This window comes from Saccharibacillus sp. O23 (assembly GCF_002205895.1).
In the GTDB taxonomy this organism is placed as follows: domain Bacteria; phylum Bacillota; class Bacilli; order Paenibacillales; family Paenibacillaceae; genus Saccharibacillus.
Genome location: NZ_NJDE01000006.1, coordinates 129,543 through 147,633 on the forward strand (window position 1 = coordinate 129,543; position 18,091 = coordinate 147,633).

General features: G+C 58.3%; 13 protein-coding genes. 9 read left to right on the forward strand and 4 right to left on the reverse strand.

Annotation, left to right across the window (positions count from 1 at the left end):
* Positions 1 to 81: 81 nt before the first annotated feature.
* Positions 82 to 2,496, reverse strand: a complete 2,415-nt coding sequence (locus CDO73_RS08420; protein WP_088488078.1) for a putative bifunctional diguanylate cyclase/phosphodiesterase — start codon at positions 2,494 to 2,496, stop codon at positions 82 to 84.
* A 350-nt stretch (positions 2,497 to 2,846) separates the two neighbouring features.
* Between CDO73_RS08420 and CDO73_RS08425 the strand changes: the two genes are divergently transcribed.
* The 6 genes from CDO73_RS08425 (at position 2,847) to CDO73_RS08450 (ending at position 10,992) form a co-directional block, all read left to right on the forward strand.
* Positions 2,847 to 5,987: a PAS domain S-box protein gene (locus CDO73_RS08425; RefSeq protein ID WP_179218626.1), complete on the forward strand. Its 3,141-nt coding sequence runs from the start codon at positions 2,847 to 2,849 to the stop codon at positions 5,985 to 5,987.
* 346 nt (positions 5,988 to 6,333) lie between these two features.
* Positions 6,334 to 7,842 (forward strand): FxLYD domain-containing protein, encoded by a 1,509-nt coding sequence (locus CDO73_RS08430; RefSeq protein WP_088488080.1) that lies wholly within the window; start codon positions 6,334 to 6,336, stop codon positions 7,840 to 7,842.
* A 12-nt stretch (positions 7,843 to 7,854) separates the two neighbouring features.
* Entirely contained in the window at positions 7,855 to 9,234 is a 1,380-nt protein-coding gene (locus tag CDO73_RS08435) for a S1C family serine protease (RefSeq protein ID WP_088488081.1), read from the forward strand.
* Between the two features lie 83 nt (positions 9,235 to 9,317).
* A complete protein-coding gene (locus tag CDO73_RS08440) occupies positions 9,318 to 9,599 on the forward strand; it encodes a GNAT family N-acetyltransferase (RefSeq protein ID WP_373446975.1) in 282 nt (93 codons plus the stop codon).
* A gap of 248 nt (positions 9,600 to 9,847) precedes the next feature.
* Complete coding sequence (locus CDO73_RS08445) at positions 9,848 to 10,270, forward strand: organic hydroperoxide resistance protein (RefSeq protein WP_088488083.1); 423 nt, start codon at positions 9,848 to 9,850, stop codon at positions 10,268 to 10,270.
* 104 nt (positions 10,271 to 10,374) lie between these two features.
* Complete coding sequence (locus CDO73_RS08450) at positions 10,375 to 10,992, forward strand: cysteine peptidase family C39 domain-containing protein (RefSeq protein WP_088488084.1); 618 nt, start codon at positions 10,375 to 10,377, stop codon at positions 10,990 to 10,992.
* A gap of 150 nt (positions 10,993 to 11,142) precedes the next feature.
* On the opposite strand, the gene CDO73_RS08455 is transcribed toward CDO73_RS08450, so the two are convergent.
* A complete protein-coding gene (locus tag CDO73_RS08455) occupies positions 11,143 to 12,021 on the reverse strand; it encodes a DUF6612 family protein (RefSeq protein ID WP_088488085.1) in 879 nt (292 codons plus the stop codon).
* 171 nt (positions 12,022 to 12,192) lie between these two features.
* On the opposite strand from CDO73_RS08455, the gene CDO73_RS08460 reads away from it, so the two are divergent.
* The 3 genes from CDO73_RS08460 to CDO73_RS08470 all read left to right on the forward strand — a co-directional run bounded on the left by CDO73_RS08460 (position 12,193) and on the right by CDO73_RS08470 (position 14,694).
* Positions 12,193 to 12,762, forward strand: a complete 570-nt coding sequence (locus CDO73_RS08460) for a DUF420 domain-containing protein (protein WP_088488086.1) — start codon at positions 12,193 to 12,195, stop codon at positions 12,760 to 12,762.
* Between the two features lie 207 nt (positions 12,763 to 12,969).
* Entirely contained in the window at positions 12,970 to 14,064 is a 1,095-nt protein-coding gene (gene add / locus CDO73_RS08465; RefSeq protein ID WP_088488087.1) for an adenosine deaminase, read from the forward strand.
* Positions 14,065 to 14,160: 96 nt separating this feature from the next.
* Positions 14,161 to 14,694: a hypothetical protein gene (locus tag CDO73_RS08470; protein WP_088488088.1), complete on the forward strand. Its 534-nt coding sequence runs from the start codon at positions 14,161 to 14,163 to the stop codon at positions 14,692 to 14,694.
* A 113-nt stretch (positions 14,695 to 14,807) separates the two neighbouring features.
* On the opposite strand, the gene CDO73_RS26705 is transcribed toward CDO73_RS08470, so the two are convergent.
* Together CDO73_RS26705 and CDO73_RS08475 are read right to left on the reverse strand one after the other, a co-directional pair.
* Complete coding sequence (locus CDO73_RS26705) at positions 14,808 to 14,957, reverse strand: hypothetical protein (protein WP_179218627.1); 150 nt, start codon at positions 14,955 to 14,957, stop codon at positions 14,808 to 14,810.
* A 203-nt stretch (positions 14,958 to 15,160) separates the two neighbouring features.
* Positions 15,161 to 17,902 (reverse strand): ATP-binding protein, encoded by a 2,742-nt coding sequence (locus tag CDO73_RS08475; RefSeq protein WP_143536097.1) that lies wholly within the window; start codon positions 17,900 to 17,902, stop codon positions 15,161 to 15,163.
* Positions 17,903 to 18,091 lie beyond the last annotated feature (189 nt).

Sequence of the window (18,091 nt, forward strand, 5' to 3'; positions counted from 1 at the left end):
GCGAAAAGGCCGCCCGGATCGTCTGAAGACGCCGGGCGGCCTTTTGCATAGTCGAACGGAACGGAACAACCGGACAATCGTTTACAAGGCGAACCTGCGGTCCGTTTCTTCGAAAGGGAAAATTTCCGAAGCCGAAACCGGCTTGCCGTAATAGAAACCTTGAGCGGTAAAGCATTGCAGCTCGCGCAGCAGCTCGGCCTGCTCGGCATATTCGATGCCTTCGGCGACGATGCGCAGATCGAGCTGCCTTGCCATCGTCAGGATCATTTCGACGATCGCCCGGCTGTTCTCGTTCGTCGTGATGCCTTTGATAAACGAGCGATCGATCTTCAAGCAGTCGATCGGCAGCAGATGCAGATAACTCAGCGAACTGTAACCTGTCCCGAAGTCGTCCAGACTGATCGAGATGCCGGCCTGCTGGAAACGGCTCAAGATCTCGATGACCTGCTCCTCGTTATGCATCATGGCGCTCTCGGTGACTTCCAATTCCAACAGGCTGCTGTCCAGCTCCAGATCTTCGAGCGCGGACAAGACATGTTCGACGATATCGGACTGGATCAGATGGATCTGGGAGATGTTGACGGCGACGGGAACGGGAGAGTGACCTTCGTTCAGCCAATGCTTCGTCTGCCGGCAGGCCGTACGAAGCACCCAACGCTCCAGCGGCACGATCAATCCCGATTCTTCGGCGATCGGAATGAACTTCAGCGGAGGCACGATACCCAGATCGGGATGCCGCCAGCGCACGAGCGCTTCGAGACCGACCAGGCTTCCGGTTCGGAGGTCGATTTTCGGTTGATAATACAGCATCAGCTCGCCGTGTTCGATCGCGATCTGAAGATCGCGTTCCAGAATCAGGCGTTCGTTGTTCTCGATCGCGCGTTCGTGGTCGAAAAAGGCAAAGCGCGCGCCGCCGCGGCTCTTGGCATCGAACCGCGCGAGATCGGCGTGTTTGAACAGCGTGTCGGCGTCCCGTCCGTCTTCCGGGAAACGGGAGATGCCGACGCTGACCGTCAAGCTGATCGCCTGCTGGCCCACGCGGAACGGCAGCGAGAATTCGTCGCCGACCCGCTGCGCCGCGTACAGCGGATCCAAGCCGGGCGGCAGAACGGCGATAAATCCGTCCGCGTTCGAACGCGACAGCAGCGTGCCTTCCGGCAGCGCCTGCTGAAGCTTCTGCGCGGAAAAGTGGATCACTTTGTCTCCGAACTCGTGGCCGAACAGATCGTTTATTTTCTTGAAACGGTCGAAGTCGATGAAGAAGAGATGGAACGGCAGAGCGGCTTTGGTTTTCGTCAGACCGTCCACGTGTTCGAAAGCGTATTTGCGGTTGGTGAGGCCGGTCAATTCGTCGTGATAAGCCAGATGCAGAATTTGGTCTTGATTCTTCTTGCTGTCGGTGATGTTCTTGGCAATGCTGTAAGCGCCGGCGAAACGTCCTTCGATCAAGATCGGAAGAGAGGTCAGAATCAGATGGACCGGATTTCGGCCTTCGATCTGAACCGTCAATTCGGTCTCGTCCGCGCGGCCTTCCATGACTTTGCTGTAATGTTGAAGAATGAGATCCTGCTGTTCGCCCGTCGTCCATTCCGTGATCATGTGCAGATCGGCTCCTTCGGGCAGGCGAGACAGCATTTCCCGGGCGTGCGCGTTCATGTCGACGATTCTTCCTCCGTCGTCGAGCGCGAACACGGCATCGGGATTATGGGCGAACAGCGACATGTAATGCATTTCTTTCTCGTGAAGTTCCCGATAGCGCTTCTCCGCGTCTTCCTCCCGGTAGCGGTCCGTCAGGATCATTAGCCCGACCGCGATGACGATCAGCAAAATGTACGGAGCGAAACGGTCCTGAGATCCGTCAAACAGCGTATCGATCTCCGGCGGTATGGCCGCAAGAGTGATCACGAACGGAATGGAAGAGGCAGCCGTCGAGGCGAACAGAAGCCCGATCAGCGGAAAGCGCTCGAACAATCGCAATCGTCCGGTTCTTCGCGAGACGAGCAGAGTAAGGCGCAGCAGCGAGAACAAGGTGGAAAACAAGCCGATGCCGGACAACAACAACACTTCGGTCTGCAAATTGACGCTGCCGAACAGGAAGTATACGTTCGCGTAGTAAAGCCCGATGATCAGAAGCGTAAGCAATCCGGCGCTGCTCACGAAATGAACGCCGCCGCGCCAACCGCCTCCGTCGCGGGTCAGTCGAAGCGCGATCAGAGAAAGCAGCAGTCCGGCGGCGGCCGGAAGCAGCAGGTAGAGCAGCTCGTAAGTAAAGAATTGTTCGGGAAGCGCCGCCTGTATGCCGAACAGAACGGTTCCTCCGAAACACAAACCCATGAACAGCAGGCGATATAAGCGTCTTGGCGAGATAAGCTCGTGCAAGGAACGAATGCCTCCGGAAGTCAGCAAAGGAATCATCAGGCAGGCGAGAATCGAGCACAACAGTCCGGCTGCGGCGAAATACGGGTTGAACAGAATCGGTTCTTGCAAAAGGAACATGGCAGTCAACTCTCTTTGTCAACAAGGTATCGGAATCGCCCGGTCTACGTACGAAAGAACCAGAGGCGAACAGATTTCGGATCGATCGATTAGGACTTTCTCCCTTATATATCGACGATAAGCAGGCAGGGGAGTAGAGCAGAGCGCGAATTTTTTGAATCCTGCCGATCTCCGGATGCCGTCTTGGCTGGCGTTCGTCGTCTTTGACCGAAGAAGCTCCGATTCGTCCAAATAAAAGGTTTTGGATTTGAAAAAAATAAATGTATACTATTGGTAAATGACCGCTCATGGGGATGACAGCCGAATTGGAGCTGCCGAAGCGGAATATGCGGCAAAACGAGGGGATTCGGATGACCAAGCAGCCGGAACGGGATAATAAGATATTCGAACGGATCTATAAGCAATCTCCTGTCGGCATTGCCGTTCTGGTTGCGGACAATGGACGCCTGTTATACGCGAACGCCAAGTTCGGACGGATTCTCGGTTTCCGCGAAGAAGACCTGACCGGACGCGCGTTCGCGGATCTGCTGGCCGGCGAAGGAGAACCGGGTACGGAGGACGCCAGAATCATGGAAGCGATCCGATATCCGGACGAGCCTCTGGAGTTCGAACGCCGGTGCAGGCGGCAAGACGGAAGCCTGGTATGGGTTTCTTTTCACGTGTCCGAATTGGAAGGGGAAGAAGGGCAATCGGAACGCCGGGTCGTCGTGCACGCGCTGGACATGACGAACGAACGCAAGAACCGCCAGCAGCTTATGGAGAGCAGCGAAGCGTACGAGCTGATGATCGACAGCACCCGGGAGCTGATTACGCAGAGCACGTTCGACGGCTATTTGCTCTACGCTTCGCCTTCCGTCAAAGCGATGCTCGGTTATTTGCCGGAAGAGATGATCGGCCGTCATCGCTCGGAATTCTACCATCCGGAAGACTCGGAGGCGGCGAGAGGATTGACTTTAAGCGACGCGCAAGGACAGACCTTTATGCGCCGGGTTCGCCATAGGGACGGGCGTTATCTCTGGTTCGAGATGGTGTTTCGCGTGCTGCACGGACGATCCGGCGAAGAAGATACGATCATGGGCATGGGACGCGACATTACGACCCGCAAGATGTACGAAGACATGCTTGACGAAGTGCAGCGCATCGCGCATATCGGCTCTTGGGAATGGAATCTGGCCGAAGAACGCATCCACTATTCCGAAGAGACGCTGCGCATTTTCGAAGGCGAGCTGCTGCAGGACGAGAGTTATCCGAGGTCGCTGCTGCGGATCCTGCATCCGGCGGACCAAGCGAAGCTGCTCGACTATACGGAGCGTATGCTGCGCGGGGAAGCGGAGCCGTATATCACCTACCGGATCGTTCTGCGCAATCGTACGGTGAAGACGATCCGCAGCCAATACGAGCTGTGGCGCGGACCGGGCGGAGAAACGCTCCGGATTATCGGAATGACGCAGGACGTCACCCAGCAGGCGACGATCGAAAATCTGATTCGCGAAAGCGAGCAGCGCTATAAGTCCTTGTTCGACTACAATCCGTCCGGCGTATACGCTTATGATCTGGAAGGGCGTTACGTGACGGTGAACGCCGGTCAGGAACGCTTGACGGGCTACCGGGAAGACGAATTGATCGGCATTCCCATCGTGGAGTTGGCGATACCCGAACACCGCAAGCGGGTCGACGACGGCTTCGAGGGCGTCAAGCGAGGAGAGGCGCAGACCTACGAGGTCTGCCTCGTTCGCAAAGACGGCAGCCGAATCGATGTCAGCGTGACCAATACGCCGATCATCGTCGACGGACGTATCGTGGGCGCTTACGGGATCGCCAGCGACATTACGGAACGCAAACGGCATATCGCGCAGATCGAGAAGCTCAGCTACGAACATACTTTGATCTTGAATTCCGTCTCGGAAGGCATCTTCGGCATGGATTTGTCGGGACGTCTGGTCTTTATCAATCCGATGGGAGCCGAGATGCTCGGCTTCCGTACGAGCGAAGCGCTGAACGCGCTGACGCTGTCGCAGATCCAACAGATCAGCCAAGACGGACTTCAATACGATCCGCACGATTCGCCGCTGATGCATGCCCTGCGCACCGGCGAAGCGCATCGGGATAGCGAAGGCGTGTTCTGGCGCAAAGACGGATCGAGTTTTCTCGTTTCTTACCGCGTGACGCCGCTGTACGATCAGGGCGAACGCAAAGGAGCGGTCGTGGTATTTACCGACATTACGGGCGAACGGGAGATCATCCGGGCCAAAGAATCGGCGGAACGCGCGGACCGGGCGAAATCGGAGTTTCTGGCGATCATGAGCCACGAGCTTCGCACGCCGATGAACGGGGTCATCGGCATGGCCGCCCTGCTCGGCGAGACGGAACTCGACGAATCCCAACGCTACTACGTGGACATTATCACGCAGAGCAGCGAGAACCTGATGCACATCCTGAACGAGATTCTGGATTTCAGCAAGATCGAAGCCGGCAAGATGACGGTCAATCCCGAGCCGATGCGGGTCCGCCACGTGCTGGATCAAGCGATGGATCTGTTCTCTTCGCGCGCGTCGGAAAAAGGATTGATGCTGACGGCCGAAGTCGCTCCGTCCGTCCCCGAAGTCTTGATCGGCGATCCGGCCAAATTCCGTCAGATTCTGGTGAACCTGATCAGCAACGCGATCAAATTTACCGAAGAAGGCGGAGTGGCGATCACGATCGAGCCGGGCTTCTTCCATCAGCCGAACGCGCTGACGCTGGAAGTCGCGGTGCGGGATACGGGAATCGGCATTCCGCCCGAGAAGCAGGGACTGCTGTTCCAGTCGTTCTCCCAGATCGATCCTTCGATCAATCGCAAATACGGCGGGACGGGACTGGGCCTTGCGATCTGCAAGAAGCTGGTCGAATTGATGAACGGGTTCATCGGCGTGCACAGCCGCGAGGGAGAAGGCTCCAACTTCCACTTCACGCTGCCGCTCAACGTGCCCGACGAAGAATTGCCGGAGGCGGCCGGCACGCAGGAGAACCTGCGCGTGCTGTCGCCCGGACCGGACGGCGGCAGCGCCGATCGGCTCGAATCGCCGGAAATCCGCGCGAGTCTGATTCCGCCCGAAGCTTCTCCCGAAGCGTTGGTGGCTCTGATCGCCGAAGACCATCCGGTGAATCGCCGCCTGCTCGGAGAGATGTTGACCCGTTTCGGCTGTGTGTTCGAAGCCGTCGCGAACGGACGCGAAGCGGTGCAGGCCGTATCGCGCCGCCGTTACGACCTGATCTTCATGGATATGCAGATGCCGGACGGCGAAGGCTTCGAATCCGCGGCTCGAATTCGCGATCTGCCCGGCGGCGATGAGCCGGTCATCGTGGCGATCACGGCTTTTGCCGATCGGGAGAGCCGGGAACGCTGCCGCGAATCGGGCGTTCAAGACTTTATCAGCAAGCCGCTGTTCGCGGCGGAAGTGGAATCGCTGATCGAGAAATGGAAGCGGAGGATCGCGCGGACGGGCGTGTGAGCGTCGCGCCCAAATCCTGCCGACCGCAGCGGGTTCCGCAGATCGCGGCGAACCGAACGACGGTGAACGGAAACGAGAAGCTAACAGGAAAGCGCCAAAACGACTTCGATGTCCGCGAGAGCGGAGAACGAGGTCGTTTCTTTGTGTCGGATCGGTCCGCAGCGGGGCCCGTCGAACGTGGCGGCGGATCTTTCCGCCGCCTTGCGCCGGCAAGCTAAATAAACTTTCGCGCCCGCGTCGCCGTCTCCCTTGATTGTGGGTAATAAAGTTTAATTCTTAAACATCAAGAAAGCCGCTTCCCGGCGGCGGACAGATATGCCTGTAGGCCAAGCGAGGGGGAGAGAAGATGGAATGTGTACAATGCGGAGCGGAACTGCCGGAAGGGAGCCGCTTTTGCAGCAGCTGCGGCGCGAAGCAGCCGGAAGCCGCGGCCTCCGAACCGGCGGAAAGCTCATGGCCGGAGGCGCGCAGAGTTCCGGACGCGGCGCTGCCGGGGATCGGCGAGCCGCCGCTTAAGCCGCGAAGCGAACGCGAGAACATGCCCGAGCAGGGCCGTCCGCTTATCGGCGAAGAAGCCGCTCCGCCGCCCGAGCCCGGCGAACCGCTGGCCGTCCGGCTGACGAAGCTCGGCGGTTCCGCTTCTCCCGGCAGCGACCGCGACCGGGCGGATGCCGGATTCTCCGGCGAAGCGGGCGGCGAGCCGCCTCAGATGCGGGCCGACGCGCCGCGCGGCGCGTCCCGATTCGCGCCGCCTCCGGTTCCTGCGCCGTCCGCTTCGGGACGCGCCGGCGGCGCGGAGCGCGGCCGCGGCGGCCGTCAGAACGACGGCGGGGGTTCGTCGGCGCGCGTATGGATCGCGCCGCCGCTGCTTGCCATCTGCGCGGCCGCCGCGCTGATCTGGCAGGTGAATTACGAGCGCGGCATCAGCGCCGAAGCCGCCGAGATTCAGCGTTCGGCCGCGGACGCCGCGCTCGGCGGCAACTACGAGATCGCGGAATCGAAGCTGGATCAAGCGCTGGACAAGCGTCCGCGCGATCCCGGCATCCGTTCGGATCTTCAGACCGTGCAGACCATCCGCCGACTGGAAGATCAACTGACCGAAGCGCAGCGGCTGCTGAGCCGTTCCGACACGGCCGGAGCGACCGGCGTACTCGATCAGGTGAACCGCGAGCTGTCCGGTCTGAGCGGCACGGCGTACGATCGTCTGCGCGATCGGCTCGATAAGCTGCGCGCGAAATTGGAATTGGCGGATATTCGCGGCAGCGCGGAAAAAGCCGGAACGCTGGCCGAGCTGACCGGCCTGCTCAAGACGGCTTCGGCCTATCCGGAGTCTGAACAGCAGCCGGTCGTCGAGCTGATTACCGACCGGATCGTCGAGGTCAGCGGCGACGAAGCGGAGCGGGCTATCGCGGGCGGCAGTTATTACGAAGCGGCGGCGGTCGTGGACGAAGCTCGCGGTTACGCGCCGGAAGCGCAGCGTCTCATCGATCTGGAGAAACGTCTCGCTTCGCTCACGGCGGAAAGCGAATATGCCGCTTCCGAACTGTTCGAAGCTTCGGGCTGCGAGCTGTTGTCGGGAACGGGCGAATTGCGCATGGAACCTTTGCAGCAGGTCGTAAAGGGCGGCAAGCTGGAATTCTCGGGCACGCTGCGTAACGAGTCGACGGAGACTCTGTACGATCTGTTGGTCGAATACCGCTCGTACGACGCGCAGGGCAAGTTCGCGGGCGAAGGATGGACCGAAGTTCGTCCCGTCGATCTGGCTCCGGGCAAGACGGCAGCGTTCTCGGATCGGCTGGACGCCGAAGAAGGAGCGATCGTGGTCGTCGATTCCGTCAGTTGGTACAGAGAGTAAGGGGGGAAGGCGTTGAAGAAGCAATCGTTAATCAGCCTCATCGTCAGCGCGGTTATCGTGGCCGGCGGTTCGGCCGGGGCTTACGCCATTCATGAGAGCTATGCCGCAGGCGGCGGAAGCGACGCTTTGTTGGCCGGAACGGTTCCGGGAACTTCTACGGCTTCGTCTTCGACCGGCTCTGCCGCCGGGGATTCCGCGGGAACGCCGAAAAGCGATTCGAAGTCCGATTCCGCTGACCCGAACACGGAAACGCCGAGCGGAAACGCCGATGCCGACAATCCGTCTTCCGGAACCGAAAACAAAGAAGATTCGGGGCAGAGCATCGAAGACGGGAAGACCGAAGAGCCTACGCTGAAAGAAATCATCTCTTCCGTGAGCAAGAAAGTCGTCATGATCGAGACCGAAGACGGTTCGCTCGGTTCCGGCTTTCTGTACAACGACCGGGGAGACATCTTGACCAATGCCCATGTGGTGGCGGGTTATAAAGACGTGACGGTCACGACATCCGATTCCGTGAAGATGGACGGCAAGATTATCGGGATCGGCGAAGAGACGGATGTCGCCGTGGTTCGGGTGCCCGATCTGGAAAAGGTCGAACCGCTCAAGCTCAAGCTGAAAGCGGAAGCCGAGATCGGCGACCAAGTGTTGGCGCTCGGCAGCCCGCTCGGACTGCAAAATACGGTCACGACGGGGATCGTAAGCGGCGTGGACCGGACCTTCGATATCGCGCCTTATTATTATGAAGGGCTGTATCAGATATCGGCGCCGATCGCGCCGGGCAACAGCGGCGGCCCGCTGGTCGATCAAGCGACCGGAGAAGTGCTGGGCATCAACTCGGCCGTGACGGACGAAGGCGGGATCGGATTCAGCATTCCGGTCACCAGCGTCATCGAAGCGGCGAAGGGATGGTCCGATAAGCCGATGGAAGAGATTCCGATGCTCGATTACGGCGACGGATCGGATATCCCGGCGGACGATTATTACGGCGACGAGTACGGGGACGACGGCTACGACGACAGTTACGACGACGTGCCGGTCGACGGAACCGAACTGGAATACCAAGCCGAAGACGTGCTGTATGCGTTCTACGACGCGGTCTCGCGTCAGGACTACGAAGCGGCGTACGGACTGTTGGGCGAGAAATGGCAGGCGAAGCAGTCTTACGAAGACTTCGCCGGAGGTTACAAAGACACGCTCGGCGTCTACCTCGACCATTGTCTGGGCGTGGAGAACGGCGACGGCACGGTCAGTGTCTACATCTCGATCACGGCCGACGAACGCACCGATAACGGAGCCGTCTCCGAGACTTACGACTTGGTGTATCAGGTCGGCTCCGAGCCGGGAGACGCTTCGGACGTATTGAAGATCATCAGCGGCAAGTCGCAGTACTGAATCGGCGGTCGCGAGCCGTCGAAGAAGCGCGAAATCTACCCATGCGCGAAATAAAAATCGATAACGGAACGGGAGGCCTCGAAATGGCGGAAATCGAACGTAGAGAACATGGTTTCGTAATGATGGAGAACGGTGAAGAGGTAGGCAAAGTCACGTATATGCCGAGCGAAAACGGAGTGCTGCTGCTCGATCATACTTTCGTGGCGGAATCCATGCGGGGTCAACATGCCGGAGATCGTCTGGTCGAACAGGTCGTGGAATTGGCTCGAAGCACCGGAGCGAAGATCGATCCGGTCTGCCCGTTCGCGAATGCTTTGTTTAAACGCAAACCCGACGAGTACGAGGACGTCTGGTTCCGCGGATAAAGGCGATCGTCGCGTCAAGCGTCGTAATCCGGCAAACGAAAAACAAAGCCCCGAGACCGACTTGCGTCGAGACTCGGGGTTTTCGGCGCGCCGCCAAAACCGATCCGCGTTGACGGGACGTTCATAATTTTATATTGCAAACAATGTTGACAACCTCATTTAAATAGAATACAATTACATTGTAAACAATCGAATTAAGAAATTGCGATTGTACCCAAAAAACGATAGAGCGAAAAGGAGATATTCACATGAGCGCATTGTATACCGCAACGGCAACGGCAGTAGGAGGACGCGACGGCAAAGTCACTTCTTCGGACGGCATCATCGACATCAGCCTGAAAACACCTAAAGGTCTGGGCGGTCCCGGCGGCGACGGCACGAATCCCGAGCAGCTCTTCGCAGCCGGCTACTCGGCCTGCTTCGACAGCGCTTTGAACCTCGTGATCCGCACGCAGCGCGTCAAAGAAGTGACGGGCACAAGCGTAACCGGCGACGTGTCGATCCTCAAAGACGCGGCAGACGGCGGCTTCAAGCTCGAAGTGACGCTGAACGTCAGCGTGCAAGGCGTAGACGCCGAAACGGCTCACAAGCTGGTGGAAGCGGCGCACCAAGTTTGCCCTTACTCCAAAGCGACTCGCGGCAACATTGACGTGAAGCTGAATATCGTCTAATCGTTTGAACAAGGCAACGTACCGATAAAGGAAGCATCCGGCGAAGCCGGGAACATCAGCGGAAGCGGGAACCCAATCGTTCCGTTCCCTCGGGAGGGCGAGACATGCAGCAGCGCGTTCTGACCTTTCAACCTTATACCCAGTGGGAGACCGGTATCCGGTCTCCCGCTTCCGCGTGCGGCCCGACGGCCGCTTCGGCTCTGCTTCGCTTCTGGGAAGAGCGCCTTTCCGTCGCCGGCGGCGCGCCGCTTCTCCGGCATCGGCTGCCTGCCGACCCGGCGGAGGCTGTCAACCGCATGTATGCCGCCTGCTTCGGCACGCCGCTCGGCACGGGCGCGCCCGCGCTCGCGTTTGCGCTGCGGCGAGGGTTGAACGCCCGGCTGGACGAAGCCGGACTGCCCGGACAGGCGAAGACCCGTCGTTTGAGCGGCTTCGACGCCTATCGGGCGGAGATCGACGCGAACCGGCTCGTCGCCGTCAAGTTCGACAAATGGTTTGCGCTGCGTTGGCGCAGCCGTCCCCTGTTCGATTACCATTGGACCGTCGGCTGCGGATATCGCGTCGAAGACGACGGCACGCGGAGTCTGATCGTGCATGACGCCGGCGCCCGGCGCAAAGACGGAACGTACGCGCCGAGCCGCGAACGGCTTGTGCCTTACGAGGCGCATCGGCCGGTACTGACGATGATCGCCCTTCGGGTCGAAAACGGCATGCTTTCTTGAAGCCGCCCCGGCCTAGGCGTTTACCATAGATGGGCTTATCTGCGGCTCGGCCGCAGCCGACGCCTCGAAAACAGAAAGCCCCTTTCCGCTGGGAAAGGGGCTTTCTTTTACGTATTTTCGGCGCAGCCTTCGGCTTCGATTCGAGCCGAATTATTCCGCGGCCGTCGCTTCCGCCGGAACGGCGATTTCGCCGACCGCGTTTTGCTTGGAATAAGCGTAATCCGAATTGGCGGTGACATGCACCGACTGCTTGTTCACGTCCAGCGTCGTATCGACTTTCACGCTGGAAGAATTCAACTGGTGCGTCGCTTTGTCGATGACCAGACTATAGCTGACCGTGCCTTCCGAACCGCTTTTCAGCAGGCCGCTCGTTTGCGAAGCGTCGCCCATCTGCGTGCCCAGCGCGCTTTCGATCAGTTTGCCCGCTTCCGCGCCGCTGGCTTCCAGCGTCAGGGTGTACGCTTTGTCGTCTTCGCTCACCTTGAGGCTGTCTTTGTAGCCGTTAAGGTCTTCCAGCAGCGGAGCCGGGTCGAGCATGTCCGTGGCGATCGCCAGCGCTTCTTCCGACTCGCCGAGATTCTGCGTGCTCCAAGCTCCCGATCCGTTCTTGACATGGAGCTGGTCGCCGACGGCGTAGAGTTCGGTCGAACTCTGTTGGCCCTGCGACAGCGTATCGATCTTCAGTCCGTACTGCGTTTCCGGTTTGGCGATGACGTCTCCGGCGATATCGATCGCGGTCTCTACCGGTTCCGCCGCTTCCGCGCCTTCCGCCGCCGCTTGTTCGGCGGTCAGATTCGTTTTCGACGCAATCGTGTAGCTCTCCAACGCTTTGGCCTGTTCGAGCGCCGTATCGTAGACCTTAGCCGCCGATTCCGTCGTTTCGCCCGACGGCTTGGCGTCGTTGCCGGATTCTTTTGCCGTTCCGCTGTCCGACGTGCAGGCTGCCGTGAGCAGCAGCAGCGACAGGGCGCTTGCTTTCAGCGTGTTGGCCAGGTAGTGCCGATTGCGGTTGCTTTTTGCCGAGTACATGATGATCCCCTTTCGACTTGTGCGATACTTATTACCTTACCATTTTAGATAGGCAAAGTAAAAAGTGGACGGGATGCGGAATTCGCGAATATTTCAAATTGTTGTCACTTAACATCAAAGCTTTGGCGCGATATAATAGTTGACGACAAATTTTAAGGAGAATATGCCCTTATGAGCTCATCCAACGAAAACAAGAACGAGAACTACCGTCCGACCACCACCCGAAGTTTCGCCGGACTGATCATTACCGTTTCTGTCGTTGCGAACATCATCATTTTGTTGTTGTTCTTCTCGCCGATCGGCTATCAGGGCAGCGTTCACTTCGACCTCACGATTTTCCCGCGTCTGAACGCGATCTTTAACAGCTTTACATTTATCTTCTTGGTCTGCGCGTTGATCGCGATCATCCGCAAGAACGTGCCGGTGCACAAAGCGTTCGTTCTGGCCGCATTCGCTTCGACGCTGCTGTTCCTCGTCTCGTACCTGACGTTCCACTACGTCTCGCCGGAGACGGCGAAATACGGCGGCGAAGGCATTCTGCGTCCGATCTACTTCTTCATCCTGATCTCGCACAGCATCTTGGCCGCGCTGATCGTGCCGCTGGCGCTGTTCACGCTGGTGTTCGGCTGGACCATGCAGGTTCCGAGACACCGCAAGATCGCCCGCTGGACGATGCCGATCTGGTTGTACGTCAGCTTGACGGGCGTCGTCGTGTATCTGTTCATGGCTCCGTATTATTAAGTTCGATATTTCTTCGCAGGCCGGGCGGCCGGCGGGGAAGAACAGGCATCCGCTTAGAGCGGGTGCTTTTTTTTGCGCATCCTTTTAAAAATTCCTATTGCCGGTGTCAGGTTCGTTGTGTTATAAAAAATGACAATATCCATACATCGTCGATCTGTTGTTCCATCCCGATCAAAATCCGTTCGAAGCGAAAAGGAGGAAGTTGTTATGCCGGAAAATCGCCTGTCGGAAATGCTGCAACGTCTGCCGAAAGTCGATCTGCATCTGCATTTGGACGGAAGCATCCGCGAATCCACGCTGTGGGAGATCGCTGCGGAGCAGGGCATCGAGCTGCCTGTCGCAAGCGCGGAAGAATTGAATCCTCTCATGAGAGTGACGGGAGAATGTGGGAGTTTGGTAGAATACTTGGCTAAATTCGATTTTGTGGCAGGTTTCCTGCACAAAGCGGACGTTCTGGAACGCATCGCTTACGAACTGGTCGAACAAGCCGCGCAGCAGAACTGCCGGTATATCGAAGTCCGTTTCGGTCCGCAGCTTCATCGCGCCGAAGGGCTGACCTGCGAAGACGCGATCGAAGCGGTGCTTCGGGGTCTGCGGCGCGGCGAAGAAACGTTCGGCGTGACCGCCCGGGCGATCGCGGCCTGCCTGCGTCATCATTCGCCGCATATGAACATGGAAGTGATCGCGGCCGCGGCCCGATTCAAAGACCAAGGCTTGGTCGCCGTCGATCTCGCGGGACCCGAAGCGGCGTTCCCCGCGCATCTGCACCGAGCCGTGTTCGAATACGCTCAGCTTCTCGACGTGCCGGTCACGATCCACGCGGGCGAGGCGGGCGGAGCGGAGAATATCCACGAAGCGGTCACGAGACTGGGCGCGACGCGGATCGGACACGGCGTCAGACTGCGCGAGAATCCTAAGCTGCTGGAAACCGTGCGCGATCTCGGCATCGTGCTGGAGATGTGCCCGATCAGCAACCACCAGACCAAAGCGATGGAGAGCTGGGACGTTTATCCGGTGCGGGAATATTTCGAGGCGGGACTGAAATTGACGATCAACACGGACAATCTGACGGTTTCCGACACTTCGCTGGCCCGCGAATACGGCGTGCTGGTCGAACGGTTCGGCTTCACGCTTCCGGAGATTGCCGGGCTGATTCTTAACGGAGCGGACGCGGCATTCCTTCGGCCCGAAGAGAAAGCCCGGCTGCGCGCGGAACTGCTGAGCGCGTTCGCGGAACTGGGGCTGATGCCCGAAGAGCCGGCCGCAGCGCCTTCTTCGTCTTCGATCTCCGCCACCGGCTGAAGCCGGCAAAGCGGGAAATGTCATATTGAAGCGCTTTCTTATGGTGTAGACTGACAGTGATCGGTCGGTTTCTACCCCATAAGGAGGCGCTTTATCATGATTAGACGGAAATGGCGCAAGCGGGCCAAAAGAAAAACGGTGCTGCTCGGGCTGGTCGCGACGGTGCTGTTGATCGCATTGACGGGCTGTTCGACGGTGAGAGAAACGATGGCTCAGCTCAGAATCTACGGAAGCAACGAGCGGATCGCTGAGAGCGGCGACAGCTATACTTATAAATCCCGGGAAGGCACGTCGGACGCGGGCGGAGCGGCTCTCGATTTCCGGCAGTTTACCGGCAAACATACGTTATGGACGGTGAACGCTTCGGAAGATTCTACCGTAACGTTGGATCTCGATCTGGGCGTGCAGAACGGCAAATGCAAAGTGGTGCATGTGCTGCCGAGCGGCGAAGTCGTAAAATTGGCCGACGAGAAGCTTGCGGCGGATTCTGTGACGTTGGATCTGCCCGCGGGACAAAACGCGATCAAGTTGGTCGGCAAAAAAGCGTACGGCAGTCTCAAAGCCGAGTTCGGCGATACCGCGACCGCGCAGATCGCGGCGGGAGAGGAAGAAGAGGCGGCCGCGAACTGAGCCGAAACGCGGCTTCCCGCCTGAAAAGTGAAAAGCGCGAACGGCAAAAACCCCGGATCTCTTGAGAGATTCGGGGTTCTTCGGCGTGCGGAGCACGGGCCGTATTCGTTATATCAGGCTTTCGCCGCTTCAAAACGCGCGATGCGCTCGAGTTTACGCGTAATTTCTTTCTGCCATTTCTTGTCGCCGACCTGAACGGCCACATTAAGCAGATCCAAATAATCGTCAAGGTTTAGGCTTACTCTGGAAGTCGAAGGTTGCATGCGATTTCGTTCTCCTTTGAATGTGGAATACCGTACGGGAATGATAATCATTATCACGGCCTTATCTATCTCTTATTATCCACACTTTTAAATAAAATGCAACGAGGCGGCAAGCAAAAATAAGCCCGAAGACGGAATTTGTTTCAAAATAGACAAAAAAGCTTCGATTCGGTCTTTTGCGGACCGAGTCGAAGCTTGTGATGTTAATCGGACAACCAAACTTGAATAAGCGTGAACAGTTTCTCGATATCGACCGGTTTGCTGAGATAGTCGGAGGCTCCCGCCGCCAGACATAATTCGCGTTCGTCTTTCAGCGCTCTTGCGGTTAACGCGATGATCGGCAGCGTCTTGAACGGTTCCGCCGAACGGATCTCCCGCATCGCCTCGTATCCGTTCATCACGGGCATCATGATATCCATCAGCACGAGATCGAACGACGGGTCCTGCCGCAGAAGCGCGAGCGCTTCGCGTCCGTTCTCGGCGACCGCGATCCGGGCGCCTCGATTCTCGAGCGCGGTAGAGAGCGCATAGACGTTGCGCGTGTCGTCGTCGACGATCAGCATGCTGCGTCCGGCAAAGAGTTTCGGATCGTGAGCCGGTTCGAAGGTCGTCGGGCCGGATTCGGCTTGCGAAGACAAGATCGGAGTCTGCGCCGCCGCTTCCGAAGACGAAGGCCATTCCACGAAAAGAGGCTCGATATCCGCCTCGTCTTCGCGGCGCATATCCGTAGGCAGATAGAGCGTAAAGATGCTGCCTTCGCCGATGCGGCTCTCCAAACCGATATGCCCGCCGAGCAGCTTGGCGAATTCGCGGCAGATCGACAAGCCCAAGCCGGTACCGCCGTAATGGCGTTCGGTCGTGCTGTCGGCCTGACGGAAAGCTTCGAAGATCGTATCGCGTTTCTCTTCGGGAATGCCGATGCCCGTATCCGAGACTTCGATCTTGAGCGCGTCCGATTCCTCGCCTTCGACCGCGGATTCGGTCGAGATATGCAGACGGACCGAACCGGAAGCGGTGAATTTGACGGCATTGGACAAAAGATTCTTGACGATCTGTTCCAGCCGTCTTCCGTCGCTCCAGATCAGCTCCGGCACGTCCGGGTCGGTCACCGCTTCGAAACGGACGCCTTTTTTGTTTGCCAGCTCGCGGAACAAGTTACTCATCGCCTGCGGCAGCTCCCGAATATTGTACGGTTCGACCACGATGTCCATCTTGCCCGATTCGGCTTTGGCCAAGTCGAGAATGTCGTCGATCAAAGCCAGCAGATCGCGGCCGGATCGATAGATGGTCGCCGCGTATTCGCGTTCTTGTTCGTTCGAAGATTCGGCATCCTCGGCCATGATCTGCGACAGGATCAAGATGCTGTTCAGCGGCGTGCGCAGCTCGTGCGACATGTTCGCCATGAACTGGGATTGGAATTCCGAGCTGCGGATCAAGTCGCGTTGAGCTTGTTCGAGCAGCAGATTTTTCTCTTCCATCTGCACGTTGATCTGTTCCAGATGGTCGTTGGCAAGGCGCATCGTCTCCCGCTGCGTGAGCAGCTCTTCGGTCTGATTCTGAAGTTCTTCGGATTGCGACTGCAATTCTTCGGTCTGCGTCTGAAGCTCTTCGGCGAGCCCTTGCGATTCGCGCAGCAGCCGTTCGACTTCCATGCGGCCCGATACGCTGTCCAGCGTAATGCCCAGCGTGTCCGCCAGATGCTCGATCAGGCGGCGCTGAAGAGGCGAGTAAGCGTCCAGCGCGGCAAGCTCGATCACGGCTTCGACCCGATTCTCGAAACGGACCGGCGCGACCAGCAGACTTCGGGGAATCGTATAGCCCAAGCCCGAGGCGACTTGCAGATAGTGTTCCGGCAGCTGCTCGATCAGCAGCGTTTCTCCGCTCTGCGCTGCGCGTCCGACCAGTCCTTCGCCGGTCCGGAACGAGTTCGGAGCTTCTTCGCTCGCGTAATCCGCGTAGGAAGCGAGACGCACGAAATCGTCTTTTCCTTGTCTGACATAGAATACGCCGTATGCCGAACCGGTGAGCGGAACGATTTTTTCCAACACGATCCGTCCTAATTCTTCGAGGGAACCCGATCCTTGATACGCGGTCAAAGTCTGAGCAAGCGAACTCTGGATCCAAGTGTGTTCTTCGAGCTGCTGATTCAATTGGCGCGTCATGCGATTATGCATTTCGAGCGACTCGGCCATTTCGTTGAACGACAACGCGATATTGCCGATCTCGTCTTGGGCTTCCGCCTGAAGGCGGGGGAGCGACTCGGCATGATTGAATTCGGCGCTGCGCATCACGTTCGTGACCTTTTTGAGCCTGCGCGTCGTGCCGCGAATCGTCCAGCGGGCAAGCAGGATAGCGGCGGCGAGCAGAAGCGGCGCGGCGATGGCGAGAATGATCAAGATCGTTCTGAAGTTCTGCTGATTCTCGTCGCGCGCTCGTTGCAGAGCGTTCTGCTGGGCGTCCACGAACGCGTCGAGATGGTCGAGCAGGCTTTCCCGGCTCTCTTCGGTGCGAAGCGTCCAGATCGAAGCGGCTTCTTCGCGCCGATTCTGGGCCAGACTGTCCACGGCTTCGGCGGCGGCTTCCAGATACGCTTCGTATTCGGTGCGAATGGAAGCCAGACGGCTCTGTCCTTGCTCGCTCACGCTCAAACGCTCGGCGTTCGACAGTTGACGCAGCGAATCGCTTCGATATTGTTCGATTTCGATCAAGCGCCGGGGAGAGTTCGTCGGGTCGCTGCCCGCGATCAGACGGCCGATTTCTCCGTCGAGGCGATAGAACGTGCTGCGAAGTTCGTCGGCGGCTTGCGATTTATCGTAACGTTCGGCGGACTCGATGTTGACGGTGCGATTGATCGACAGCAGCAGCAGGGCCGTAGAGACCAATACGAGCAGCGTAAGCGCGAACATGCCGCCGAAGCCTACCAATTGTCTTGTTTTATAATTCAAGGCGATTCCTCCAGATCAGAAGATGGACCGTAGGGATTCGAAACTCGTTCCGGTCGTGCCGGACATAGAGAAAATCCGATGCAGGAAACGAGCGGAGTGCGCCAAACGTCGAAATTCGGCCGAAAAAGCGCTCTCTGCGTTCATTATAAAGGCTTTTTCGCCTATTGTCTCGGTCGGTCGCTGATTACA

Bases quoted from the DNA above. Each gene is read 5' to 3' on its own strand.
- CDO73_RS08420 (WP_088488078.1), bottom strand. From the start codon at position 2,496: ATGTTCCTTTTGCAAGAACCGATTCTGTTCAACCCGTATTTCGCCGCA.
- CDO73_RS08425 (WP_179218626.1), top strand. From the start codon at position 2,847: ATGACCAAGCAGCCGGAACGGGATAATAAGATATTCGAACGGATCTAT.
- CDO73_RS08430 (WP_088488080.1), top strand. From the start codon at position 6,334: ATGGAATGTGTACAATGCGGAGCGGAACTGCCGGAAGGGAGCCGCTTT.
- CDO73_RS08440 (WP_373446975.1), top strand. From the start codon at position 9,318: ATGGCGGAAATCGAACGTAGAGAACATGGTTTCGTAATGATGGAGAAC.
- CDO73_RS08445 (WP_088488083.1), top strand. From the start codon at position 9,848: ATGAGCGCATTGTATACCGCAACGGCAACGGCAGTAGGAGGACGCGAC.
- CDO73_RS08450 (WP_088488084.1), top strand. From the start codon at position 10,375: ATGCAGCAGCGCGTTCTGACCTTTCAACCTTATACCCAGTGGGAGACC.
- CDO73_RS08455 (WP_088488085.1), bottom strand. From the start codon at position 12,021: ATGTACTCGGCAAAAAGCAACCGCAATCGGCACTACCTGGCCAACACG.
- CDO73_RS08460 (WP_088488086.1), top strand. From the start codon at position 12,193: ATGAGCTCATCCAACGAAAACAAGAACGAGAACTACCGTCCGACCACC.
- add (WP_088488087.1), top strand. From the start codon at position 12,970: ATGCCGGAAAATCGCCTGTCGGAAATGCTGCAACGTCTGCCGAAAGTC.
- CDO73_RS08470 (WP_088488088.1), top strand. From the start codon at position 14,161: ATGATTAGACGGAAATGGCGCAAGCGGGCCAAAAGAAAAACGGTGCTG.
- CDO73_RS26705 (WP_179218627.1), bottom strand. From the start codon at position 14,957: ATGCAACCTTCGACTTCCAGAGTAAGCCTAAACCTTGACGATTATTTG.